Source organism: Herminiimonas sp. GW821-FHT09C12 (genome assembly GCF_059416385.1).
Genome location: NZ_JBWKPC010000002.1, coordinates 1,049,103 through 1,076,097, shown reverse-complemented (window position 1 = coordinate 1,076,097; position 26,995 = coordinate 1,049,103). Strand labels below are relative to the sequence as shown.

At 51.9% G+C, this 26,995-nt stretch carries 11 protein-coding genes; 5 read left to right on the top strand and 6 right to left on the bottom strand.

Going from position 1 to position 26,995, the window contains the following annotated elements:
• Window positions 1-493 precede the first annotated feature (493 nt).
• Together AC07N2_RS14885 and AC07N2_RS14880 are read left to right on the top strand one after the other, a co-directional pair.
• Window positions 494-9,277 carry a GH36-type glycosyl hydrolase domain-containing protein gene (locus AC07N2_RS14885; protein ID WP_494778954.1) on the top strand — a complete coding sequence of 2,928 codons (8,784 nt, stop codon included), beginning with the start codon at window positions 494-496 and terminating at the stop codon, window positions 9,275-9,277.
• A 219-nt stretch (window positions 9,278-9,496) separates the two neighbouring features.
• Window positions 9,497-10,429: a class I SAM-dependent methyltransferase gene (locus AC07N2_RS14880; protein WP_494778953.1), complete on the top strand. Its 933-nt coding sequence runs from the start codon at window positions 9,497-9,499 to the stop codon at window positions 10,427-10,429.
• Between the two features lie 72 nt (window positions 10,430-10,501).
• On the opposite strand, the gene AC07N2_RS14875 is transcribed toward AC07N2_RS14880, so the two are convergent.
• Entirely contained in the window at window positions 10,502-11,182 is a 681-nt protein-coding gene (locus AC07N2_RS14875) for a response regulator (protein WP_494778952.1), read from the bottom strand.
• A 262-nt stretch (window positions 11,183-11,444) separates the two neighbouring features.
• Here AC07N2_RS14875 and AC07N2_RS14870 point away from each other — a divergent pair, with 262 nt between their 5' ends.
• Window positions 11,445-14,471: an ATP-binding protein gene (locus AC07N2_RS14870; RefSeq protein ID WP_494778951.1), complete on the top strand. Its 3,027-nt coding sequence runs from the start codon at window positions 11,445-11,447 to the stop codon at window positions 14,469-14,471.
• A 63-nt stretch (window positions 14,472-14,534) separates the two neighbouring features.
• Here AC07N2_RS14870 and AC07N2_RS14865 read toward each other — a convergent pair whose 3' ends face one another.
• From AC07N2_RS14865 to hisC, 4 genes are all read right to left on the bottom strand, one after another.
• Window positions 14,535-16,922 carry an autotransporter outer membrane beta-barrel domain-containing protein gene (locus AC07N2_RS14865; protein WP_494778950.1) on the bottom strand — a complete coding sequence of 796 codons (2,388 nt, stop codon included), beginning with the start codon at window positions 16,920-16,922 and terminating at the stop codon, window positions 14,535-14,537.
• A 317-nt stretch (window positions 16,923-17,239) separates the two neighbouring features.
• Window positions 17,240-20,236, bottom strand: coding sequence for an autotransporter outer membrane beta-barrel domain-containing protein (locus AC07N2_RS14860; protein WP_494778949.1), 2,997 nt, complete (start codon window positions 20,234-20,236; stop codon window positions 17,240-17,242).
• Window positions 20,237-20,577: 341 nt separating this feature from the next.
• Complete coding sequence (locus tag AC07N2_RS14855; protein WP_494778948.1) at window positions 20,578-20,790, bottom strand: DUF2970 domain-containing protein; 213 nt, start codon at window positions 20,788-20,790, stop codon at window positions 20,578-20,580.
• Window positions 20,791-20,901: 111 nt separating this feature from the next.
• Window positions 20,902-21,969 (bottom strand): histidinol-phosphate transaminase, encoded by a 1,068-nt coding sequence (gene hisC / locus AC07N2_RS14850; protein WP_494778947.1) that lies wholly within the window; start codon window positions 21,967-21,969, stop codon window positions 20,902-20,904.
• Between the two features lie 189 nt (window positions 21,970-22,158).
• Between hisC and AC07N2_RS14845 the strand changes: the two genes are divergently transcribed.
• Window positions 22,159-22,878, top strand: coding sequence for a pseudouridine synthase (locus AC07N2_RS14845; RefSeq protein ID WP_494778946.1), 720 nt, complete (start codon window positions 22,159-22,161; stop codon window positions 22,876-22,878).
• Between the two features lie 363 nt (window positions 22,879-23,241).
• Window positions 23,242-25,614, top strand: a complete 2,373-nt coding sequence (locus tag AC07N2_RS14840; protein ID WP_494778945.1) for a DUF1631 family protein — start codon at window positions 23,242-23,244, stop codon at window positions 25,612-25,614.
• An 8-nt stretch (window positions 25,615-25,622) separates the two neighbouring features.
• Here the strand turns inward: AC07N2_RS14840 and ppnN are convergent, their stop codons facing one another.
• Window positions 25,623-26,993 carry a nucleotide 5'-monophosphate nucleosidase PpnN gene (gene ppnN, locus AC07N2_RS14835; protein WP_494778944.1) on the bottom strand — a complete coding sequence of 457 codons (1,371 nt, stop codon included), beginning with the start codon at window positions 26,991-26,993 and terminating at the stop codon, window positions 25,623-25,625.
• Window positions 26,994-26,995: the final 2 nt, after the last annotated feature.

The window sequence follows — 26,995 nt, the reverse complement described above, 5'->3', positions numbered from 1 at the left end:
GAATAAGACTGGCATCGATTGCAAATAATGCCGGCATTTTTTACATGCCACGCACAATGCCAGGTATTTCATGGCTTTTAATGGTGCAACACTGATTAGTTCGTTGTGCGTGGTAATCTCTTCTACAAGATATTCTTCATAGTCTTTCATTAAGTCTATTGTTTTCCTGCGGTGAGAGGATCAACATATAGCGAGGCGTGCTGTAGTACTCGTTTGCCTCTTCAATCTTGCTGCACGTCACAAAGTTGGGAACTCTTGTTCGTTCTGCATCTCCAACTGAGCAAAATATGGACCACCATGTCAATCTAAAAACCGCATTAGCGGGGAGGAAGAAATATGGTCAGTACTACTTATGCGCATGCAGATTTCCCATGCGGGATGCGTTTTTCCTTTATCAATAAAGTCCAGTTTGCTCAGGACAGAACACGCGACCATAGCGTGAATCAGTCTGTTATCTCGGAGAATTTTTCCCGTGAGCAAAGTGAGGCCGATCTTGTTTAAGAAATTTTTCCGTCAAGATCAGCATTTTTCATTTACAGAAGATGCATCTAACTCCTCTGATGAGCCAGTGCGTGTGGAAATATTCAGCGCGGAACGTTTAGAGGCACATGCAGCGCATCTCGCTTCAATTCAAAAAGTAGGTCCGGCGCCGAGTCGCGTCAATCTCTCTACCGCTGCACGTGAAAATGGCAAGGTGCTGGTTGCTGCGCACGCGGCAATAGAGCAGGCTACCGCTGAACGTAGAGCGATTACTTCTGCGGCGGAATGGTTACTCGATAACTTGCACGTGGTGGAGGAGAGCGTAGTCGGTGTGGAGGAAAATTTACCGCGTCGTCTGTACAAATCCTTGCCAAAATTATCCAGTGGTGATCATGCCGGTCATCCAAGAATTTATGGTTTGTGCTGGGAGTTCGCTGCACATACGGATAATCATTTCGACGTTGATGTGTTCTTGCGTTTTGTGCGTGCATATCAAAGTGCGCAAAAGTTAACGATGGCGGAGCTATGGGCCTTGCCCATTATCATGCGCGCTGTCTTGCTGGAACATTTGCGTCGCGTTGCAGTACGTGTCGTCAAGGCACAGGCTGCGCGTCAGGCTGCGGATGACTTTGCAAATGAATTGATTGCGATGGCGCAGAAGATGCCGGAGAACGAACAACCGGGAATCGTCTTGCCACCCGGACGCTTGTTGCAGCCGTTTGTCGTGCAGCTAGTACAACGCTTGCGTTATCAGCAACCGGGCTTTACACCGCTGCTTGATGCACTTGGTGCGCGTCTGGTTGATCAGGGTCCGACGATAGACGATATTGTGTTGAGTGAACATACAACGCAAGTCGCATCCAATCAGACGATACGCAACATCATCACCAGCATGCGTACGATCTCCGCCTACGATTGGCGCGTTTTCTTTGAGTCGGTGAGTCTGGTCGAGCAGAAGTTGCTGACCTTGCCAAATTATGCCGAACTGGATTTTTTAACACGCGATCGTTATCGCAAGATCATTCAGCAAATTGCATTGAATGCGCGCTATTCAGAACAGCAGATCGCTGATGCGCTGGTGCGAAAAATAGAATTTCACCGTAGTCAGATGTCACACGATGACATCGTCGCTGATGAACGTGCGCTTGATCCTGGGCATTATTTGCTCGGTGGTGGCAGAACCGATCTGGAAGCAGAGTTGGGTTATCAGCCGCATCTTTCGCAAAAACTCAGACGGCACTACATCGCGCATGCCAGCTTGTATTACCCACTGACAATTTTTCCGGTTGCGCTGATTATTCTGGCATTCCCTTTATGGACGGCGTATGGCAAAGGGATACCTGCAGTTGCATTGACGATATTGATTATTGCGGGTCTTTTTCCAGCGATTGATATTGCAATCACGCTCGTCAATAAAATATTGATGCGTTTATTCTGGCCGCGCCATTTGCCGCGACTGGAGTTGGTCGATATCTCGGAGAATGTACGCACCTTTGTTGCTGTGCCTGTGATGCTGACCAACGAGGAAGGCATAGAGGAAGAACTGCAGCAACTGGAAACACATTACCTTGCCAATCCTGATGGCGAAGTTTATTTCACCTTGCTGTCTGACTGGGCTGATGCCAAGCATGAACACATGCCGCAAGATTTGCCTTTGCTGGAAAAGGCGCGACGTGGTATTGCAGAACTGAATGCGCGTTATGGTCCGAGCAAGACTGATCAAGTACGTTTCTATATCCTGCATCGTCGCCGTTTATGGAATGAGGCAGAAGGTAAGTGGATGGGCTGGGAACGCAAGCGCGGCAAGCTGCATGAATTCAATCGTTTGCTACGCAATGCGCTCGATACCTCGTTCTTGCTGGATGAGATTCCTGTGCCGCATAACGTGCGTTATGTGATTACGCTGGATGCTGATACTCGTTTGCCGATAGGTGCTTTGCGTGCGCTGGTTGGTGTGGCGGCGCATCCATTGAATCAACCGCGCCACGATCCCGAGACGTTACAAGTGGTTGAAGGCTACGGCATTTTGCAGCCGCGCATTACACCGACTTTGCCTATGCAGCAGGAACGTACTTTATATAGACGTTTCTTCTCTGCACGTGGCGGTATCGATCCCTACGGTGGGGCCGTATCGGACATATATCAGGATGTGTTTGGCTGGGGCAGTTATTCCGGCAAGGGTTTATACGACGTTGATGCATTCGAGTTGGCGCTCTCCGGCAAGGTGCCGGAAAACACCATGCTCAGCCACGATTTGTTCGAAGGTGCGCTGGCACGTTGTGCACTGGTGAATGACGTCGAATTGTTTGAGGATTTTCCCTCACATGTTGAGGAGGCTGCAGCACGTCAGCATCGCTGGACGCGTGGTGATTGGCAATTGCTGCCGTGGCTATTACATAGCGGTCGCGTATCGATGTCGATGATAGATCGCATGAAAATCGCCGATAACATGCGCCGTTCACTGACTGCACCGGCGATTTTACTCACGCTGATAACAGCTTTCTGTGTGGGGCATACACAGGCTTGGCCGTGGGTAGTCTTGGCGCTGGTCGGTTTGGCGCCTCCAGCCGTGTTTCGCTTTCTTTCAGACTTGTTACCGCATCGTGATGATCTTACTTTCCGTGCGCATTGGCGTCGCGGTCTGGCAGTTCTGCCGGATACGATTGCGGTGGTGTTCATTTCACTGGCGATGTTGGCGCAGTATTCGTGGTTGATGCTGGATGCGATAGTACGGACGCTGGTTCGTCTGGTATTTACTCGCAAGAAATTGCTGGAATGGGTGACTTCAGCACAAGTCCGGCGCGCAAAAAAATATTCTATCTCCAGCTTTATATGGCGTGGTCGCATCGGCATGTTGATCGCCGTGGCGACTGCCGTGATGGTCTTTCTATTCAATCCAAGCGGTTGGTGGCTGGCGTTGCCGTTTTGCTTGATATGGCTGGCCGGTCCGTTCATCGCACGTGCGATTAGCTTGCCGCCGGCAGAAACCAATGTTGAAGAATTGGATGTTGATGAAGAAACAGAGCTGCGACTGATTGCACGTCGCACCTGGCGTTTCTTCACAACCTTTGTGGTGGCGCAAGACCATCACTTGCCGCCGGATAATTTCCAGGAAGATCCGCAACCGGTGATTGCGCATCGTACTTCACCAACCAATTTCGGCTTGTATCTGTTGTCGATTGTGACGGCGCGCGATTTTGGCTGGATCGGTTTGAGCGAGATGATGCGCAGGTTGGAAGCGACGATGGAGACGTTGCAAAAGCTGCCGCGTTATCACGGTCACTTCTACAACTGGTATGAAACCGAGCGACTGGAAATACTATCGCCGCGTTATATCTCGACTGTTGATAGCGGCAATCTCGCCGGTCATTTGTTTGCCTTGGCACAGGCGTGCAAAGATGCGCGCGAACAGAATGTGTTGCGACCGACGACTGTAGCCGGGATGCGCGATTCAGTCTTGCTATTGCGTTTAGCGATAGACGGTATCGGACGCGAGCTGCGTACGCAAACAGTAACCATTAATGAATTGCGCAAGTGTGCCGAACAGTTCAGTGATCTCTTGCTGGGAACAAGTACAGCACCGCCAGCCTATGCATTCTGGAAAAAAATGGCCGAACGTTCGGAGGATCTGTTTGATCTGGCACAAGCGTTTTCAGCTGAAATCAAGATGCCAGATAATGAAGTGCTGACCTGGGCGAATGAGCTGCGGGAAGCTGTACATATGCATTGCAACGATTTCATCGTGATTATCCCGTGGGCACATCTGGAAGCAGAGGATGCGGCAAATAAACAGAATGCCGAGTTGTGGCAGCTCGTCAATGATCAGGTGAGCATGAATGTCGCGCTGGAGGATTTGCCGCAATGCTATCTGTCGGCGCGACGTGATATTGCACGTTTGTTTGCTTCACAGAATAGACTTGACCCGAATGTCATCCCGCAGCCGCTATTCGATATGCTGGATGGTGCATTGATGCAGGCTGCGATGCTTGCTGTTCAATGGCTGGAACGCCTGGAAGCGATAGAAAAAGCTGCACGTCAGATGGCGATTGATATGGATTTCCGCTTCCTGATGTCACCAGAGCGAAAACTGTTTTCCATTGGCTATAACGTCGATGAAGCTCGTCTTGATGATAGCTATTACGACTTGCTTGCATCCGAAGCACGTCTCGCCAGTATGGTGGCGATTGCCGAGCGGCAGGCACCGCCATCGCATTGGTTCCGTCTTGGTCGTCGCATGTTGCCAGGTCTGCATGGCCCAGTATTGGCTTCATGGTCTGGCTCGATGTTTGAATACTTGATGCCGTCGCTGGTGATATCAATGCCGCGTGGCAGCATGCTGGATCAAACCTGTCGCAATATCGTGGCGCGCCAGATTGAATATGGCAAGGAACGCAAGGTGCCGTGGGGCATATCCGAATCGGCGCTTAATTTGCGTGATCGTGCCTTCACTTATCAGTATTCAGCCTTCGGAGTCCCCGGACTGGGGTTGAAGCGTGGCTTGGAAAAAGACATAGTCATCGCACCGTATGCAACCGGTCTGGCTGCGATGTATATGCCTAAGAGTGCGGTTGCCAATTTCCGGCGCTTGGCAGAAATGGGCGCGCTTGGGCGTTACGGTTTTTATGAAGCGTTGGATTTCACGCCTGGTCGTCGCACGGAAAATCAGACCATGGCCATCGTGCGTGCGTATATGGCGCATCACCAGGGCATGTTGCTGGTCTCACTTGGCAACGTGATTAATCGTAATGTGATGCGGCATCGCTTCCATCATGAACCGATTATTCGTTCTGCCGAATTGCTCTTGCATGAATCGCAGCCACGTTGGGTACAGCCGGCATCGTTGACGCTACGCGAAGAGCGAGAGCGGCCAACCGTCGTCATGCCTGAGTCGGGAGTTGCGCGGGAATTTAATAGTGCGATGACAGCGACACCGGAAACGCAATTGCTTTCCAACGGACATTACGCCGTCATGATGACGGCGGCAGGTTCCGGTTACAGCCTGTGGAATAAATTGGGTATTACGCGTTGGCGTGAAGATGCGACGCGTGACCATTGGGGCAGTCACATCTATCTGCGCGATTCGGAAAGCGGTGCTTACTGGTCGGCCGGTTTCCAGCCGACTGCAGTTGAACCGGATTCTTATCAGGTCAAATTCGCCGAGGATCGCGTACGTATCTCACGCGCTGACGGTTCGATCTCCAGCATGCTGGAAGTGATAGTTTCGCCGGAAGATGATGCTGAATTGCGTCGTCTGACATTGACCAATACTGGTTCACGCGCACGTTATATTGAAGTGACTTCCTATATGGAGGTGTTGCTGGCACCAGTCAATGCCGATATTGCGCACCCGGCTTTCTCCAATCTGTTTGTCGAAACCGAATATCTACATGATGTACGGGGATTGCTGGCATCACGCCGTCCACGCAAGGATGGCGAAACACGTCCATGGGCTGCGCATGTAGTGGCGCGCGGCGAGGGTAGCGATAGTGCCATTGGTATTGAATATGAAACCGACCGTGCACGCTTTATCGGACGCGGTCAGGGAGTACGTAACCCGATCTCCATCAGCGATGGTCGTCCTTTGTCGAATACGGTGGGAGCGGTGCTTGATCCGATTTTCAGCCTCCGCGTACGTGTACGGATAGAGCCGGATGAAGTCGTGCATTTGGTGTTTACCACGATGGCGGCTAATTCTCGCGAAGAGATCATCAGTCTGGCGGATAAATATCATGATGGTTCGGCGTTCTCGCGGATTTCCGCATTGGTGTGGACGCATGCACAAGTGCAATTACATTATTTGCGTATAGAACATTACGAGGCGGAGCTGTTCCAGCATCTGGCGAGCCGCATTCTGTTCTCTGATTTGTCATCGCGCGCCAGTGGGCGCGTGATACGTGCCATGCGTTTAAGTCATGCCGGATTGTGGGGGCAGGGAATTTCCGGCGACAGGCCGATACTGTTGTTACGTATGGCCAAGCAGGAAGATTTGCGCTTGGTGTCGCAACTCCTGCGTGCGCATGAATACTGGCGCATGAAGCAGTTGCCGGTCGATCTGGTGATCCTGAATGAAAAAGGCGCGTCGTATGCGCAAGAGTTGCAGGCTTCGATGGAAGGCATGGTACGTGCTGCGCAGGCATTCTCTGCGCAGCAGGAACAGGCGGAGCGTGGTGGTGCCTTTATCGTACGTGCCGATTTGATTACGGATGATGAACGTACCTTGCTGCTGGCCTCGGCTCGTGTTGTGCTGGAAGGCGGGCAAGGTAGTTTGGCCGAGCAGATGCAGGCGCGTCCTGATGTGGAAGAGAGTGCACCATTCTCGTGGTTGAAACGCGAGACACATGCGCCTATCGGTGCGCCACCGGGCGTGCCACCGCAACTGGCTTTGTTTAACGGCCTTGGCGGGTTCGACAAGGATGGTCGCGAATATGTGATCGTGCTGGGTCCGGATCAAATTCCACAGGCACCGTGGATCAATGTCATCGCCAATCCGGTTTTCGGTTTTACCGTATCTGAACGCGGAGCTGGTTATTCCTGGAGTTTGAATAGCCGCGAGAATAAATTGACGCCGTGGTCGAACGATCCGGTATCTGATCCTTCCGGTGAAGCTTTCTATATTCGTGATGAAGAAAGTGGCACATTGTGGAGTCCGACCATCTCGCCTATACGCGTGCCGGATGCAACTTACATGACGCGACATGGGCAGGGATACAGTCGCTTCGAATTGAATTGCAGTGGCATCGTCAGTGACTTGCTGCAGTTTGTGAGTTGGGACGACCCCGTCAAGATTTGTCATTTGCGTCTGAAAAACATTACACGCAGTACGCGTCGCTTATCGCTTACTTCCTACGTGGAATGGGTGTTGGGTGCAACGCGCGCAGACAATGTGCCATTCATCGCGACGGAAAGAGATGCCGAAAGCGGTGCACTCTTTGCCCGTAATCCGTGGAATATCGAATTCGGCTATCGCGTTGCATTCATCGATTTATGCGGCAAGCAAACTGCATGGACAGGTGATCGCAAGGAATTCATCGGTCGTAATGGCAATTTCCAAAAACCGTCTGGTCTGGCTGCAGGCAATATTTTGTCTAATCGTGTTGGCGCAGGCTTCGATCCTTGTGGTGTGTTGCAGACGGTAGTGGAAATCCCTGCTGATACAGAAGTGGAAATCGTGTTTCTGATGGGACAGGCAGACAGTGCCGAAGCCGCGCGCGAGTTGGTCCAGCGTTACCGCGCCTCGGATATCACAGCCGTATTCGATGCGAGTCAGCGTAACTGGCACAACATCCTGCACAAGATACAGGTCGAGACGCCAGATCGTTCGATGGATTACCTGCTCAATGGTTGGCTCTTGTATCAAACGCTGAGCTGCCGTTTCTGGGCGCGTACAGCGTTTTATCAGGCGGGTGGTGCTTACGGCTTCCGCGATCAATTGCAGGATACGCAAGCCTTGGTCATGGCGGCACCGGCCTTGGCGCGTGAGCAAATATTGCGCGCATCATCGCGTCAATTCAAGGAAGGCGATGTGCAACATTGGTGGCATCCACCAAGCGGGCGCGGTGTGCGTACGCATATTTCGGATGATCTGATCTGGTTGCCGTATTGCGCTGCGCATTATGTGGAAGTCAGCGGCGACGCGCAGATTTACGATGAGATGGTGCCTTTCCTCGAAGGCGATCCGCTACCGCTGGAAAAAGAAGACTCTTATTTTGAAGCGCATATCTCTGACGAGCATGTCAGCGTCTACGAGCATTGCGCGCGTGCGCTGGATCACAGCATGACTGCAGGACCACACGGCTTGCCGTTGATGGGTGGTGGTGATTGGAACGACGGCATGAATCGAGTCGGTCATGAAGGCAAGGGCGAAAGCGTTTGGCTGGCCTGGTTCCTGTATGCGACTCTATTGCGCTTTGCACCGGTGGCAGAAGCACGCAAGGACAAGGCGCGTGCCATGCGTTGGCGCAAACATGCGGAGAAGCTGAAGAAAGCGACCGAACAGCATGCCTGGGATGGCGCATGGTATCGCCGTGCTTACTTTGACGATGGCACGCCACTCGGTTCTGCCAGCAATGCGGAATGTCGTATTGATTCGATCGCACAAAGCTGGTCGGTTATTTCTGGCGCGGGTGAGCCGGAACGTTCACAACGTGCGATGGACTCGGTCGATCAATACTTGATACGCCCGGGCGATGATTTGATTTTGCTGTTCACGCCACCGTTCGACAAGACGCCACTCGATCCGGGTTACATCAAGGGATATCTGCCCGGCGTGCGTGAAAACGGTGGGCAATATACGCATGCAGCGGTGTGGTGTCTGATTGCTTACTCGATGATGGGTAAGGGCGGGCAGGCGCACGATCTGTTCAAGATGATCAATCCGGCCAATCGCACCAGTTCACGCACCGGCATGGCCGCGTACAAAGTAGAGCCGTACGCGGTGGCCGCCGATATCTATGCTGAATCACCCCATGTGCGGCGTGGCGGCTGGACCTGGTACACCGGTGCGGCTGGCTGGCTGTATCGCGCTGGCGTGGAATCAATACTGGGCTTGCGCATACAGGCCGATCGTCTCAGCTTCGATCCATGTCTGCCGGCAGAATGGCGTAGCACCAAGTTGCATTATCGCTATGGTGGTGCCGTTTATAACATTACGATCCAGAATCCGCAGGGTGTCTGCAAAGGCGTGGTACGAGTAGAACTTGATGGTATTGCTGTCTCGGAGCAGGTCATAGTGATGCTGGATGATGGTGCCACGCATACGGTGACTGTTGTGATGGGCAACGTTACTCCGACGGAATGACTCCATGCGATATGCGTTGGGCGACCGACCATATCGCATTTCATCCGTATTCCTCCAGAAATTCTTTAGGCACAACTGATTTCTCAATCAGCGAACAGTCGCGTAAAACATCAGCATATCTAGGCTTTGCTTTATCCCGTCGGTCACCATAATGGTGTATCGCGTTACCAGTTTCATGATGAAAATGGTGCGCCATCGACACTCCACAAGGATGAACACATGCTGACCGAACGCGAACTTGAAAGCTGTTATCTGGGCCAATTTATCCCTGTGCACTACCACCACAATATGCTGATGGATAACCGTCGCATGTCGGGCTTCAAGGCTGCGATCAATCATCTGGTTGCGCCGGATGCCAAGGTGCTGGAACTGGGTGGCGGTACGGGCGTGTTGTCATGGTTTGCCGCTGCCAAGGCAGAAAAAGTCTGGTGCGTTGAATACAACCCGGATCTGGTCGCAGAAGCAAAACGTTTCCTTGCGCACAATGTGAACGGCGACAAAGTCGAAGTCATCCAAGGCGATGCATTTGAATACCTGCCGCCTGAGCCGGTCGATGTCGTGATCTGCGAAATGATTCACGTCGCGATGCTGCGCGAGAAGCAGGTACAGGTGGTTGAATCCTTCAAACAACGTTATCTGGAAAAATTCGGCGGTCCGTTGCCGATCTTCATCCCTGAAGCGATGATCATGGCGGTACAGCCACTGCAACAGGATTACTGCTTTGAAGGCTACAACGCGCCTATCGTGCAGTTTCAGGAGCCAACCTTCATCCAACAAAACAGCGTTGAATTAGGTCAACCGTCTGTTTATTCAGTTCTGGATTTTACGCAGCCCGTGAATGCACAGATTGCATGGGAAGGCGTGCTCGCAATTGAACATGCAGGTACCGTGAATGCCTTGCGCTTCGTGACCAAAAACATTTTAGCCGTTGTTATGCAGCAGTCGACGACTGTCGATTGGTTGAATCATTATCTGGTCTTGCCATTGGCTGAGCCAGTCGCAGTCAAGGCTGGCGACCAGTTGTATGTGAGCTTTGCATATAACGCAGGTGGATCGCTTCCATCCTTGCAGGCATCGATCCGTGCGAATCACCTGCATGTGGTGGAAGCTGAGTGGGCTATGCAGACGCAGCATGCCGCAGCTTATGCGTAGAACTTGTCAGGGGTGTCATCCCTGTGGATGAATGGATAATTAAATAGCGAGCGCCATGCGTCTCGCTATTTTTTATTGCGCTTGGACAGGCGGTATTGATGCAGACAGCAGACCGGTTTCCATCGCGTACTTGATTAAATCTGCATCGCGTTCCAGATTGAGTTTTCTCATTGCGCTGTTTTTTTGCGTGCTCACAGTTTGTTTGCTGCGATGCAGTCGTTCTGCAATTTCATTGACCGTCAAACCTGAGACATACAGGCGTACGACTTCCAGTTCGCGTGTCGACAGTTCTTGCCCTACGGTAGAGCCAGGTTCCTCTGCGCCTAGCGCAGGCATGATCTCTACAATGCTGGGAGAAAAATAAGTCCCGCCTGAGTATGCGACATGCACAGCTGGAATCAGGTGTGAGGCATCGTCGGATTTGCTGATGATGCAGCTGACACCATTTGATATCAGTGTGCGTAGCAGGGCAGGATTATCCATCATCGTCATGACGATGATTTTCAGGGTTGGGTAACGTCGCTTGATGAATTCAAACAAGGTAATCCCATCGCCATATTCGCCGCCCGGCATTGCGTAGTCAGTCACCAGTACATCGCAAGGCTGGCTATCCAGCAAGCGGATCAATTCGGTAGAGTTTCTGACCGAGCCGAGGATGGACACTGTGCTGACGGTATCGAGCACATGTTTGGTGCCGACCAATACCGCAGGATGGTCATCAGCGATGATCAGACGTATTGAAAATTCTTTCATGCTTACCTCCGTTATGTTTCCATCACCAAGCTGATCAGCGAATTTTTCTGGCGCTCGCTTTGTTTTATCGTCTGACGGTATGCTCTCAACTATATCGTTTGTTCATCTGACGGGTAATAATACAAGTACGAAAATGATCAAGATACTATGGTACTAGTACGAATTGGAGGGCATTCTTCTTTGTATCCTGTCGATTTAGATGGAGATGCCGGTTTTTCCTATCGCCGTTCGCAACGTTAATATTTTGCCTAGAGCATAGCGTATGACACCTGCCGACAATAGATCAGCCTCGCTAACAAGAAAAAGCAAAGTCGTCGCCACACTGAAGAAATTCAGTGAAATCACGCTATTGGGACGTTACCAACGCAGTGTGCTGTGGGGTGGCGGTATCGTACTGACGCTGGCCTTGTTGGCTGCCAGTGCATTGGCGGTCTGGACCAATATCCAAAACTATATTGCCGATGGACGGTCTGTCTACCTGACCAACAAGACGCTGCTATTGCTGGAAATTGAAACAAAACAGGCTGCGATGCGACGTGGCATCATCAACGCCGAGATGATCTGGCGTACGCCCTTCATGCCTGTCAGCAAGCTGACGGATGAGTTTGAAAGAAATCACGGTCACCTCGTTGTACAAGCCGATAGCAAGGTCAACCCGCAGTTGGTGTTTGGCGCTATTTCGCCCAGTCACCCAGCGCAGTCCTTTACGGAAATGCTGTCATTTACCGAGGCACAGGCCTATACCGTGACGGCCAGTGCGCAACAGCGCGGCCAGCCATTTTCCGGTTACTTCATCGATGCAGGGCATAACTTCTTGTCCATTATGCCGCCACCGAAGACCGGTGATCCCTTGCTTACGATGGGCGCACGCGATACTCGCGATCTGATCGACAAGATCGCACCGAATATCGGCAATCTGCAAGATCCAGCGTTTGCCAATTCCCTGCACGCTACACGTTCCATCACATGGTTACCGCCCGCACGTGATCCATTTACAGGTGAAGAGGTATTCAAGCTGGTACAGCCGGCTTTCGATGGCGAGCAGCCGTTCGTTATCTTTGTCAGTAATTTCCCATCCCGTATCTTGTTGAAGCGGCTCCATGAAGACCCATACGACGGTAATTTCATGATCATCGATCGTCAAGGCAATCTGATCTTGAATACCTGGTACAAGAAGCCGACTGATCCCGGCCTCACGCAAAAAGTTTTAGAGAGCAAAGCGTGGGAGGGCAATCTGGATTCGGCTGACTATATCTATCGCGATGGTGCTTTTACCATCAGTGAGCCATTGTCTGATACTGGTTGGATACTGGCGTATGCCTATTCATGGCGTACGATTCTGGCAGCGCAAGGGCCTTTTATCATGGCTTATGCAGGGGGCACCTTGCTGTTGTTGGCGCTCTTGTGGTTCTTTATCTTCTTCTTCGACAGGAAGATTTTTACGCCCATTCTGCAGCGTTCGGAGCGTGTGTTTGAAAGTGAAAAGGCAGCACGTGCGGCGGCGGATGCCGCCAATCATGCCAAGTCTGCATTCCTGGCAGTGATGAGTCATGAAATTCGTACGCCGCTCAACGGCATACTCGGTAATCTGGAATTGCTTGCGCGTACTTCCTTGACTGAACGTCAGCAAGACCGTCTGAATATCGTCAATAGTTCTTCACATACCTTGCTGGATATCATTAACGACATCCTCGATTTCTCCAAGGTAGAAGCAGGGCAGATGGCGCTGGAGACGATACGTTTTGATCTTCTGGATCTGGTCGAGCAAACCATTGCTATCTTTATTCCTCTGGCCGATGCCAAAGGTCTGCATCTGTTTTACAACATTCCTCCGACACTGCCGCGCTATTACGACGGCGACCCGACACGCATACGGCAGATACTGGTCAACCTGCTCAGCAATGCGATCAAGTTTACGGAAAAAGGCCAGATCAAGATTGAAGTCGGCGCGGTAGAAAGTGCCAAGGGCCGCATGTTGAATATTCGTGTCAGCGATACCGGTATAGGAATTTCCGCCGCAAGGCAGAGCGAATTATTCCAGCCATTCACGCAGGCAGAAGCATCGACGACACGTCTGTTCGGTGGCACCGGCCTTGGTCTGGCCTTGTGCAAGCGTTTGACGGATTTGATGCAGGGGACGATTGTCATCGAAAGTCGCCAAGGCCAGGGCAGCAGCTTTATCGTCAACTTGCCATTGGCCGTTAATCAGGATGTCGCACCGGGTGTGATGGAATTACCTGAGTCTGAGGTAGTGCTGCTGTGTCCGATGCAGGAGTGGCAGGCATTGGTTGTTCCCTATCTGAAGGCATGCGGTCTCAAGGTCATCGTGATTGCCGATCCGAAGGAGTTTCCTGCCGTCCAATTGCCATTGATTCTATTCGGTAGCATGCGTCTCTGGAGTGTTGCAGATGAAAACAGGATATGCAAACAGGCATCCTGGGTGATCGATGCATTGGAGGATGGTCCTCGTTCCCCAGTGATTGAAAAGCATCGCACGATAGTCTCTTGTTATGCCTTGGACAGTTTAAGAAAAGCGCTTGAATCTCTGCTCATGCCAGAAAAGGTACTCACACTTGAAGAGCGGGCCGCGCTATCTGCCCCGAAAAACAAAGCGGCTGAAAACGTACGCGTGCTGGTGGTGGAAGATCATCCCGTCAACCTGGCTTTGATTCGCGACCAGTTGGAAATGCTCGGTTACAGCATCAGTCTGGCGCAGCGGGCGATCGATGGTTTGGCGCTCTTCAGAGAAAATACTTACGACATCGTATTGACCGACCTGAGCATGGCAGAAATCGATGGCTATACCTTTGCGACGATACTGCGCAGCCAGGGTGCTACCTTGCCCATTATTGCCATCACGGCGCATGCTTCACGCGATGAACATCAGCGTTGCAAGGATGCCGGCATTAATGACATTTTGCTGAAGCCGATGTCGCTGGATGAGATAGAACGCACGGTACGCAAGTATCTGTTTCTGCGACCGTCAACAAATGTACCGCGTACCTCTGACGTCAAGCCGTTGCCGGAAGAATTGCGTCTAGCCTTGCAATACAGCAGTCAGCAATCGCTGGCAATGATAGCCAGCGCGATTGCCAGTCAGGATGGCTCCATCGTGTTGGCACAATTACATTCAATCAAGGGCGCGTTTGCGATGCAGCGGCAACAGCAAATTGTCGATGCTTGTGCAGCGCTGGAAGCCATGGCTAAAGCAGATGATTTTTCCTCCATACGCACAGCGTTGCCATCTTTGGAAAAGATGATCTGGCAAGCTTTGCAAAACATATCCTGAGCCTGTTACGTGTAGGCATAAAAAAGCCGTCCTGAGGACGGCTGCAAAAGGAGAGATCGAGAACTACCAGGTGTAGCGATAACCAATGTTGATACCCCAAGGCTCGGAGACTTTAGGTCCTTTGGCTGTTTCCAGATCGAGATACAGGCGATTGTTATTGCCCAGATCTGCGGCGACGCCAAAGCCGCCTTCAACACGTGAACCGCGTAGATTGGAATCGAAGGCAATACCATTCGCTCGCACTTCATTGACGCCGTCGAATTCATACACGGCGGACAACTTGGCATACGGCTGAAGGAATTTGCCGTTGCCGGTTTGTATCTTCTTGCCTACCATGCCGCCGAATCGTGTTTGTATCGATTGCGAATCTTCACCTTCGAATTGCAGGCCGTTACTGGCTGAGAAGTTTTTCCCCTTGATCCACAAGGTGGTCAACTGCGCTTGCGGTTCCACGAACCAGTCATTGGCGAGCTGAATGTGTTTGCCGATTTCAACCGACATACCGATACCAGGCGTGCTGTAGTTACCGGTAACGTGGCTGCCATCTGTACTGATGGTGTCGAAGCTGTTTTTGAAGAAGTTAAGTTTGCTCAACACATCCAGATAAACGCCATCCTTGCCGACCCAGGTTGCATACGCACCGACATGGTAGCTATCAGTCTCGCCACTGCCGTTATTGGAGAAGCGGCGGTTACCGGTGGAGTAACCACCCATGCCACCGACGTACCAGCGACCATCATCTTTTTTGAAGCTGGTATCTGCACCGAACTGTGTACCGTACAGACGCTGATTGAAAGTGCTACCAACCTTGTTATCGACATTCTGCTGCTTGGCAAAAGTACGCGCCCATGCGCCGCCTTCATCCTTGCCCAGACGCAGTTCACCCAGACGTTTGCTCAGCGAGTTCATTTCCGTCAGCCAGCTTAATTGGCCTGCTGCGGCAGTATTGATCCCTGCATCGGCGCCGGTGGAGATGCGTCCGGTATTGACCAGATATTGATCGGTATCGCGCCCACCGACCTGACTGCCGCTTTCCAGCGAATACTGATAGGTACCGACATCGACTACGCCGCCGGTATTTGCCAGACTGAACTTGCCATCGCCGCCTTCAGTCTGTACCACCATCAAGTGCTGGCCTGAAACGGTGGGTTCGCTGCCGCTGTTGTGCATCAGAATTTGATGTGAGCCGGTGACGTTGCCTTCGACTTTGAGTAGATCGCCTTGCAGCGCAGCGACATCGCTATTCATTTCAAAGTAACCGTTGCCGCTCAGATCGCCACTTACCGTCAGCGTCTTGAAGCCGCCATCTGATTTGAAGCTGACCGTGCTGTCGCTGATGTCCAGCGCGCCTACGGTTGAATCCTTGGTCATCGTCCATAGACTGCCGCTGGACATCGACAATTCCTTCACCGCGCCATCGGTCGCGCCTTGCCAATGCGAGCCGTTGCTCAGAAACACATCGGTCACTGCAGACAGACCAGCCGATTTGGCAACGATATCGCCTTCCGCATATACACCACCATCCATGCTCAGATTGATGGGAGCTGTGTCATTGCCGACCAGCAGCAAAGTGCCGTTGCCGCCGATGACTTGTGCGCCATTCGTCAAGTTGATGTCTGCACCTGCTGTGCCTGCCAAGCCATATACTTCAATCGCATTGCCTTGTGCACTGACCAGCGAGCCGCCATCGACGTTGAGTGTGCTGGCACCATTCAAATATGCTCCACTGGCATTCGCGCCTTCGGTACGCACATGCGTGTTCTGCAGATCAACCTTGCCGCTAAAGAGATAAGCACCATGGCTGTTCGCGCCGGTAGTTAGTACCGTACTGTTGCTGAGGCCGATAGTGCTGCCGTACATGGATGCCACGCCATAGCTTCTATCGCCGCTGCTGCGGAGATCCGAATGGTCCACCGTGATATTTCCTCTGTTGGTGGCAATAACAACACCAGTACTGGAGGCGCCACTGGTCTCGATCAGACTGTTTTGAATATGTATGCTGCTGTCGCTATCTGCCTGAACACCTGCAGCATAGGCACCTGATGTGGAAACATGACTATCGACCAGAGTCGCATTGCTGCTACCACCTTGTGTATAAACACCGGTTGCACTGAAGCCGGAAGTGCTGACGTTGACACGGGTGGCGTTGACGATGTCGCCATTCTTGGCGTCGATGCCGTGTGCGCCATTGGCGGTGGTGACGATGGTGACATCGGTCAGATCTGTCACGGTACCGTTCAAGGCTTGATTGCCGAGGGCGCCGTTTGCTGACATCACGCTGCTGTCAGGTGTGGCGGTAGACGCACGTTTGCGATTGTTTTTCGTGTCGACATTGCCGCTCAGTTGTTCTTCGGTATCGGCATCCAGGAGTGCAGCCGTAGCCATGGCCGGCAAACCGCCAAAGGTGGACAGAACTGCGACTGTAAGCAAGTTTTTTTGAAAAGTATTCATGATTCACCATCGTGAAGTGACAGCCAATTCGGCTAGTGGCACATCATTCCAAAATTCATATTTGAAAAATATGGGACCAGTACTAATTGCCGATGCGGAAAGGTCGGACTGGTATTAAATTCAGAGGAATAGCTTGATATTTATTACTTGCTTGCAATATGTTTGGCCACTTCCCTTTGTAGCGACACATATCGGAAGTGAATTGATCGAGTCATGTTGATTCAAAATTTAAAATTAAAACGCAGTCGTAAAAAAAACCGCCATCAAGGCGGTTTTTTTACAGCTTGTTAGAGTGCGAATGCTCTATGTGGTGTGTGTTACCAGCTTGCACGCAAGCCGATCAACAAACCGAGATTGGTTTGGCGTGAATTGAATTCACCTTGCACATCAGCGAACAGTGACAAACGTTTGCTGGCTTTTCCAGAAACCGTCAAACCGGTCACCAGAGAGTCGCGCGGCAGATCAACGCCGCGCACATTGAATACAGTAGATGCCCCTTGCATTTGTGCTGTTAGTGGCACGTTGGCATTGCCGTATTCATGCGCCCAGATCAGGCGTGGTTGCCATTGAACCTTGCCTGTATCTATCGTCGCCTTGGCACCGAGCAGAGACTTGAAGGAGTTGACAGTTTCACCGGCGACTTGCAGATTCAATGCATCGGCACCGGTTTCGGTAAATCCATCGGTCTTGTTATTGCTGGCCGAGAATCCTGCCAGCGGTTGCAAGGTCCAGTTTGTCATCGGCATGTCGTAGCTGACTTCGCCATATAGCGAAGCAGTGCGGCTGTCGAAATGCGACTGTGCCGTACGGTCGATACTGCCGAAGTTGATATGACGACGCATGCTGTTGTTGTTATATGCGAGGACGGCAGAGCCGGTCACATTCCACGGACCATTTGCATAGTTTGCATAGACTGCGATTGCATTGCCGTTCGACTTGCCGCTTTCATTGTTCAGTGTCGTGATGTCGGAGCGACCATGCGTTACTGCACCGCCCAACACCAGACCTTCCGTAACCTGCGCATCAAAGCCGACGCTCATGCCGGCATCCTTGCTGTGCGTACTCGCGGCATTGCCATCGCTGTCGGTTGCTTGATCATTGCCATAGGCACGCATCCAGAAGCCGCGACCATTTGAGGAAGCAGCAGCGGGAGTGCAGTCATCCGACGAGAATTTATGTGGTGCCAGTGCAGGCAGCAAATCCGACAGTTGATCGTTGGCTCCCAGCATGACTGGTGTATTGAGTGCAGCTTGCTTATTGGAGCAAGCACCAACGGTAGCTATGCGTGCACGCAATTGATTATTGAAGTTGGCAGCAAAGGCAGGGCTGGCACGTCGCATCGCGACCAGGCCTGCACCACCGATGGCATCGTAGGCAGCGCGCGCCTGTTCCGCTGACAAGGCAGTGACAGCATTGATGACCGTAGCGGTATCGCCAGTCGCACCAACTGCCACGTCCTGCAACATCGTCGCGGCTGAAATCTGGTTGTAAGTACCGGCAACGTCGCTATAGCTGGTGGCGTTGCGCGCAAGATTAAGTACAACTTCATTGGCGCTGTAATCCAGTGTTGGCGTCAGGAAGGCGAGGTTGCTGGTGACGCCAGCGAAGGTGCCAGTCTGGGTGCCGTTATTGGTGAGTATGACGACGCTTCTGTCTGTCTCGTAGTTGCCGGCAGCAGCGCGTACATCTACGGTGCCATCCAACGTGAGGTTGCCATTTACGTTGACGCGATTCGCATTGCCGTTTTCATCGGTATGCACGCGATAGATGGAACCGGCATTGAAATCGAGATTGCCAGCGACCGCCAAATTACCGAGTGAGTTGGACAGCACGCCGCCATTGGCAACTGCCACACTACCGACCATGCCGCTACCACCAAGGATGCCGCCATTGTTGACAGTGACTGCAGAATTGGTGATGGAGCCACTGACCGCAAGCGTGCCGTTATTGACAGTGGTTGCGCCGCTATAGGAATTATTGGCTGCGAGTACGAGTGTGCCGTTGCCTTCCTTGGTTAGCGTTCCCGCTACCCCTGCGCCATTAGCGTTACTGATGACGGCATTGACTGTGGCGACTGCATTCATGCCATCGACTTGAAATGCATGCGTGCCGGTGCCAGCCAGTCTGATGTCGACGCCGGATATGGTCATGTCTTCGCCATCAGCATAGTTGCCCATGGTTCCGTCGTTCCAGTTGATAACGCGCGTGGCAGTGCCTGCGCCAGCTTGAATTTCTTGCGCGCGAAGAATAGAGCCAGCATTCAAATTGACTATGCCGGAGCCTGAGGTGCCATTGCCGAGTGTGATGGTTTGTACACTGGCCGTACCACCATTCAAGTTTAATGTGCCAGAGGCTGTGCCGTTAGTGCCAGCGGAGCGGTCGCCCAGCATGATGGTTTGTGCCGTGATTGTGCCGCCGTTGTTGACTGTCAGCGTTCCTGTGGCGTTGGCAGGGCTGCCGGTGGAGCTTTTCCCAACAATGATCGATGTCGCGTCGAGTGTGCCGCTTCCCATTATTAAGGTGCCTGTCGTCCCTTGGTTGCCACTGGGACCGCTTTGCCCAATCAGCAGATTGGTGACCAGCGCATCGACCGAGCCACCGCTGAGATCGACGTTACCTACAGTAGGTTGCAGAGAGCTGTTGCCGCCGGTACCGATATTCCAGTTGGCAACCGCGCTGCTGCCATCCGTGCCGCGCACGACCAAGGTTCCGCCTGGTGCAAGGATAATCGTACCTCTGGACTTTGCGCTGGTTCCGACGTTAATGGCATCTGCATTAATCGTCGTGTTTGCGCCCAGATTGACGGTGCCACTATTGACGACACCGTTAGCAGCACCATTGGCGACGCTACCGACATTGAATGAGGACGTGGTAATGACGCTGTTCTCGGCCAGGGTCAGTGTGGCACTGGTAGTGCTGGCATTGTTGGAACCGCCATAGCGGCCGCCCACCTCAAACGATTGCGCAGCGTTATCGAACACAAAATTCGACAAGCCGGACATATTCAAATTCTGCGCGACACCGTTGCCTGTGCTGCCCAGAATGAAGCCACTGGTTGCGCCTGTATATATCAATGTGCCGCCGGCGCCATTAAGCGTGCCAGTGACATTGTTGCCGACAGTCAAACTGTCGATCGTTTCAGTCGTATTGCCAATATCGATGGTCCCATTGCTTGGGAAATCAATACTTCCAGCTTGTGCGGCAGCTGCCGCCAGCATGAGCAATGCAGACAAGGTCATCGGACGGATGTGCCAGGACGCAGGCAATGTAGATAGGACAGCAAGCGTCAGAGATTTCTTTTGAATGGGATGCATGATTCACCTCCTTGAAGTGATGGGCCATTGGCTAGTGGCAACATGATTTCAAAGTTGGCGTATGCAGAATATAGGAGCAGTACTAAATCCCGACGCGTGAAGGTAGTACTAGTACTAAATCCGAAAGAAGAGCCTGATTCGACGATCTTCTTGTGGAAGATTCGTCAAGATTGTGATGGAGTGCGATATATTTTTATCCACATTTTCTGTGGATAAGTCTGTGGGGAAATATCTTCGATGGCGCTGCAGGCCATACGTACATTGGGGCGGGAATAAATTGATGATATTCCGCGCTTGATGCGGAATATCTGTGCGCACACTGTTTTTAGATTGCTGGTTGGTTACTTCAAGACAAGCGACACAACCGTCAACAAGATCGCAATAAAAATGGCGACGCCGATGAGAGCGGCAATGATGACGTAGAAAGGATTGAGGCCGGTCACGTCTTTTTCATAATCAGAGCGGCGACGCAATCCGATGAAGGACCAGAAAATAGCGCCCATGGTTGCGAAAAAAGACATTTTTTCGGGTTCTTGCTTGATCGGTTCTGACATGAGTTCTCCTTCAGGGTCTGTCCAAGCATACACCTTGCACACGATTGCTTACAGCATCAGATGCGGGGATATTTCCCGTACCAGATGTGCCGGTACGGGAAAATTTAAGACTTAATGATTTGATGTCAACAAGGTCAAGGTCTGGATCAGCGTTTTGCATTCGTCAGGATTGCCGATGCTGATGCGCAGATACTGATTGATGCGCGGATGGTTGAAGTGACGCACGATGATCGCTCGTTCACGCAAACCGGCAGCAAGCTGGCTGGCTGCATACGATTCATGTCGTGCAAAGATGAAGTTGGCGCTGGATGGCAAGACGGAGAAGCCGAGTTTTTCCAATGCTTGCGTCATTTGCTCGCGGCTATCGATGATCGCAGTTCGGGTTTGCTGGAAGTAAGCTTCATCACCGTAACTGGCGACTGCACCTGCCAACGCCATGCGATCCATAGGATAGGAGTTGAAACTGTTCTTCACACGTTCCAATGCTTCGATCAACTTTGGATGACCGACGGCAAAGCCAACACGCAAGCCAGCCAGTGAGCGCGACTTGGAGAATGTACGGATCACCAGCAGGTTCGGATATTTATGTACCAGCGGCATTGCGCTTTCGCCACCGAAGTCGATGTAGGCTTCATCGACGGCAACGACTGCGTTTGGTTGCTTGATCAGTAATTCTTCAATCTTGGATAAAGACAATGCGATGCCGGTTGGTGCATTCGGATTCGGGAAGATGATGCCGCCACAAGTCTGGTTGACGTAGTCGGCAGTGTCTATCTCCATTGCTGGCGTCAGTGGGACTTCTTGATAGTCGATGCCGAACAGCTTGGAGTAAACCGGATAGAAGCTGTAAGTGATATCAGGGAACAGCAGCGGTGCTTCGTGTTTGAGCAAAGCCATGAAGACGAAAGCCAGCACTTCATCCGAACCGTTGCCGACGAAAATCTGATTCGGCTGTACATCGTGATAAGTCGACAATGCTTCTTTTAGAGCGCTGGAGTCAGGATCTGGATACAGACGCAGCGTATCCGCAGGGACTGCGTGCAATGCAGCTGCGACGGCTGGTGACGGCGGATAAGGGTTTTCGTTGGTGTTCAGCTTGATCAAGCCCGGCAACTTCGGTTGCTCACCCGGTACGTATGGCGTGAGTGTTTGCACAATAGGGCTCCAGAACTGGCTCATGACTGCTTTCCTTTTTGAATAGATACCCGCATTTTATCGTGAGCAGCCTGTGAATAGAAAATCGCTGCATGTCTAAGCAAACTGAAAGTCGCTTATTGTTCTGACAAGGTGGCTTGCAAGTTGCCTGTGTTTTACGTATTTTCTCGCCTCGCGGCTGATAATTTTCGCCTGTTCTGGTACAGTGCCGCCATGAGTAAATTGACCCTAGACCGCATCCTGCAATCGCAGGGATACGGCACCAGAAAATACTGCCGCGGCTTGATTGAAGACGGCGAAGTCAGCATCAACGGCGAAGTCGTGGACGATTACCGCGCTGCTTTTGATACTACCGATCTGGAATTCACGATCTTTGAAGAAGTGTGGCGCTACCGCGAGCACGTTTATATCGTGTTGAACAAGCCCGCCAATTTTGAATGTTCAAGAAAGCCCAGCCATCATCCTGGCGTGCTGACCTTGTTGCCGGAGCAGTTCACCTGGCGCGACTTGCAGCCGGTTGGACGACTTGATCACGATACGACTGGCATGTTGTTGATGTCGGACGACGGTCCATTCATCCATGCGCAATCCTCGCCGAAACGTCATATCCCTAAAGTGTATGTCGCCACGACGCACGATCCGGTGACACCGGAATTGATAGAGCAGTTGCTGGGTGGCGTGCAATTGCATGACGAACCTGCACCGCTGGCTGCGCAAACTTGCCGGATGCTGAGCGCTAACGAGATCGAGATCGTGCTGGAGCAAGGCAAATACCATCAAGTCAAACGCATGCTGGCTGCCGCCGGCAATCACTGCTCGGCTTTGCGTCGTGTCGCGATAGGTTCATTGACGCTGGACTCGCTGGACTTGGAAGAGGGCGAGTGGGCGTATCTGTCTGAAGCGCAATTGGCTTTGTTGCAGCCAACGAGCTGATAGTTCTATCCTGCGTTTGAATCGCTAGCGGTTTTCGCCGCACTATCTGCATATCTGAAACAAGGTGCAATCGAAATGGTTGTGCCTTGTTCTCTTCTCGTCGCATCTCGAATTATTTCCCATCGTTCCAGGCAAGCTGCATGTTGTTGCGGCGGGAATGGAATTTGCTGAACCAAGTGAGTTTGTTACTTTGTTCGTTTGATTTGTTAATTTGAGTTAAATGTGTGCGAAGAGAGACAAATGTCGTGTTAAATCATGCATTTAGAGCGTGCGACCTACTGTAATCTCGTCATCTAACAAGCCTTGCGTTATGATCGAAAAATTCTTGTTGCTAGAAAATCATCGTCGGAGACGGCCACTGTAATGCATGCAATTAAACCTGTAATTCAGTTGGCCAAGGAACGTGCCTTATTCCGCTTCTCTGCTCTTGCTGCGCGCATGCTGCAAGACGCCAATAGCAGCATTACACAACTGATTCCCACCGCCAGCTCGGCATCCGAGCAAAAAACGATCTCCTTGTCGAAAGAATTTCTGCTGATACATGGGCAGGAATTTCTTAAACGTCTGAACGTCAGTTACTTTGGTTATGTCGAGCGTGCGATGCAGACGATGTATCGCGATTTGCGCCAGGGCTTGCACGGTGTTTCTGCCGATACTTTGTCGCTGGTGGATGACGATACGATTACGCGTCAGATTGAAGTGGAGCGCCGCGTCTTGCGCCTGCGCGATGCGGATCAGCAAAGTTTAGGGCGCTTGAATCTGATGATTGCGCAGTTGCACGACGAACATGATGTGCGTGAACGTGAGAATCCGTTTCGTCCCTATTTGATGGCGCGTGCTCTGCACGATGTGCTGTGCGAAATGACGACCAACAGTAATGTTTGCGCGATGTTGTTCGATCACATGTCAGGTGCGTTGGCGGAACAATTGCCGGACTACTTTGCTGCGATACGCGATGTGTTCGAGTCGAATGGCGTGAATGCACGTTTGCTGGCACGGCCGAGCGCATTGACGAAGCGCGATCGTGAAATGTTGGCGGCATCGAATCAAAGTCAATATCGCACGACGCAAGCGGCGGCTAATTCCCAGAACATTGCTCAGTTATCAGACAGAGTGCACGCATCGCCTGCATTGGAACGTGTGTTGGCGCAGTTGCAGAAGAAGGATGGAGATATCAATGTTGGCAATGTCATGCCGACAGCGCCGGATGGACAAACGATCTTGCAGGATTTTGTCTGGAAAATATTCAATCAATCTGCGCCCGGCAGAATTCCACCGAATCCGCGTTATCCGGATGGCGCTGCGAATACGCGCCATAGAAAAAATATTGAAGATGAATTGAAGGCAAGTTCGCATCCATTGGTCGGTCAATTACAGCAGCTGCAACAGGAAGCGGCAGTTGGTGGTGCCGAGGGTGATGTTGCTGTAGAGGCAGAAGCTGATTTGAATGATGTTCTGGATTTGGAACAAGTCAGTGACATGGACAAGATGGCGATGGATGTCGTTGCCATGTTATTCGACTACGTTGCGAGCGAAGAGGTGATTGCTCCTGCCTTCCGTAGTGTCATGGCGCAACTGCATATTCCTTTCCTGAAGGCGACGATGCTGGATCCGGATGTATTGCAGCAACCGGATCATCCTGCTCGACGATTCTTGAACCGGACTACGTCGATGGCGAGCGGATTGAATGCAGAGGCTACGCCGGGCAAAGAAATTCATGCAGGAATGGCGCTGGCTGTAGAGCGAGTACTCAAGGATTTTAAAGAAAATACAAAAGTCTTCGATGAAGCTCTGGCGCAATTCAATGCTGTAGTGGAAGATGTTTTGTCTGCGTCAGATGCAGATGTCTCACACGCAATCGACGCGCTGGAGAATGCGCAAAAGAATCCACAGCAGCACGATGTCCTCGTGGTGCAAACCGTCAATGCCTTGCGCGAACGTCTGAGCACGATAGAGACGGATCAGCGCGCAGTCGATTTTCTCATCAAGGTATGGAGTCGCGTGCTGGTTTGCGTCAGTGAGAATGATGCGATCGATATCCAGCCGTATCGCGATGTCATTCCAGATCTGATCTGGAGCGTGCAGGCAGAGCTGGATGCAAGCGAACGTAGTACCTTGATGCGATTGCTGCCTAAGCTGGTGCAAAGGGTCAAGACCGGTTTGCAATTGTTGCTGATGTCGGAGGGCGAGGCCAAGCAGGTGATGGATGAGCTGGTCGCGATGCACGCCGAGGTGCTACGCACGATACAGACCAATCCGATGAAAAGATCAATCGGACTGGCCAGCTTGCAGCAGCATTTTTCCAGCTTGCATATCGGTAGTGTGCCGGTGGTGGCGATGGAAATTCATGCACCGACCGTACCAGATGAACGTTTGAAAGCGGCCTTGCTGCAATTTGGCGTATCGGCACATTTGCATCTGGATAGTGATCTGGGCACCTTGCTTAGTTCCGATGTCAAATGGCTGGGCGGGATGCAAGTGGGAACGGCGGTGGAATATTGGACGAATGGGACTTATCTGCCAGCGACCTTGATGTGGGTAGATGCGCAGCAATCGTTCTATCTATTCAAATTGAACGAGGGTGAAGAAACGCCTCGCTTGTTGATCTATTCATCCATCGCATTGATCAAGGCTTTACGCGAAGGATCGGTTGGTATGATGGAGTTTGCACCGATATTCGATAGAGCGATGGAGTCGCTGCTGAACGCCAATGACGTCCAGCAGCTTGCGACTTAAACTCAGCCTTACTTGATGACGCGATAGCAAGGCGTATAGGCTTTGCCCGGTAACTTCATCCGGCCTTGCGCAACGAAGGCAGCGAGCAAGGCATCCATCGGTTCCATGATGCTGAGGTCACCGCTGATTTCAAAGTGACCATATTGTTCAATCGCACGTATCCCAGTGTCCTTGACGTTGCCGGCGACTACGCCGGAAAACGCACGACGCAGATTGGCCGCCAGCAAATGACGCTCCTGATTCTGATGCAGTGACAGATTGCGCATGTTTTCATGCGTAGGAGCAAACGGTTGCTGGAAGGCGTGATCGATCTTCAAGCCCCAGTTGAAGTAATACGCGTCACCTTTGCTCTTGCGGAATTCGCGTACTTCCTTGATGCCTTCCTGCATTTCCTGTGCGACCAATGCCGGATTGTCGACGATGATTTTATACAGTTTCTGTGCTTCCGCTCCGAGTGTCACTTCGATGAAGTGATCGATCTGCTTGAAGTAGTCGGCAGAGTTGGCCGGGCCAGTGAAAATCAGCGGGAAGGGCAGACCAGCATTATCTGGATGTAACAAGATTCCGAGGATGTACAGAATCTCTTCCGCGGTCCCTGCGCCGCCAGGGAACACAATGATGCCGTGACCGGTACGCACGAATGCTTCCAGACGTTTTTCGATATCCGGCAGGATGACCAGATCGTTGACGATAGGATTAGGTGCTTCTGCTGCGATGATGCCAGGTTCGGAAATGCCGAGATAACGTCCAGTCGCGATGCGTTGCTTGGCGTGACCGATGGTTGCGCCTTTCATCGGCCCCTTCATTGCGCCCGGGCCGCAGCCGGTGCAGATATCCATGTCGCGCAGGCCGATTTCGTAGCCTACCTTCTTGGTGTAATCGTATTCGTCGCGCGAGATCGAGTGACCACCCCAGCACACCACCATCTTTGGATTGAGTAGCGGGTGCAGTACATTGGCATTGCGCAGAATATGGAAGACGGAGTCGGTGATGCCGCTTGACGATTCCAGATCGAAGGTCGGATTCGAGATCACTTCATCGTGGGTGAACAGAATATCGCGCAAGACGGAAAACAAATGCTCGTGTATGCCCTTGATCATCTTGCCATCGACGAAGGCGCTGGCTGGTGCGCTCTTGATGTCGAGTTTGATGCCGCGTTCGCGCTGGATGATGCTGATCTCGAAATCGCGATAGCGATCCAGTAATTCCTTGGCATCGTCGGTGTCGTTGCCGCAATTGAGTACCGCAAGGGCGCAATTACGGAATAGTTGGTACAAGCCGCCATTGCGGGTATCGAGCAGTCTGTGTACTTCGGCTTTGGATAAGATATCCAGGCGACCTTCTGGGGAGAGCTGTGTATCGACTACTTCGTATGTCATAA

Coding starts and splice junctions, on each gene's coding strand:
- ppnN (WP_494778944.1), bottom strand. CDS start 26,993: ATGACATACGAAGTAGTCGATACACAGCTCTCCCCAGAAGGTCGCCTG.
- AC07N2_RS14870 (WP_494778951.1), top strand. CDS start 11,445: ATGACACCTGCCGACAATAGATCAGCCTCGCTAACAAGAAAAAGCAAA.
- hisC (WP_494778947.1), bottom strand. CDS start 21,969: ATGAGCCAGTTCTGGAGCCCTATTGTGCAAACACTCACGCCATACGTA.
- AC07N2_RS14855 (WP_494778948.1), bottom strand. CDS start 20,790: ATGTCAGAACCGATCAAGCAAGAACCCGAAAAAATGTCTTTTTTCGCA.
- AC07N2_RS14845 (WP_494778946.1), top strand. CDS start 22,159: ATGAGTAAATTGACCCTAGACCGCATCCTGCAATCGCAGGGATACGGC.
- AC07N2_RS14860 (WP_494778949.1), bottom strand. CDS start 20,236: ATGCATCCCATTCAAAAGAAATCTCTGACGCTTGCTGTCCTATCTACA.
- AC07N2_RS14865 (WP_494778950.1), bottom strand. CDS start 16,922: ATGAATACTTTTCAAAAAAACTTGCTTACAGTCGCAGTTCTGTCCACC.
- AC07N2_RS14875 (WP_494778952.1), bottom strand. CDS start 11,182: ATGAAAGAATTTTCAATACGTCTGATCATCGCTGATGACCATCCTGCG.
- AC07N2_RS14840 (WP_494778945.1), top strand. CDS start 23,242: ATGCATGCAATTAAACCTGTAATTCAGTTGGCCAAGGAACGTGCCTTA.
- AC07N2_RS14880 (WP_494778953.1), top strand. CDS start 9,497: ATGCTGACCGAACGCGAACTTGAAAGCTGTTATCTGGGCCAATTTATC.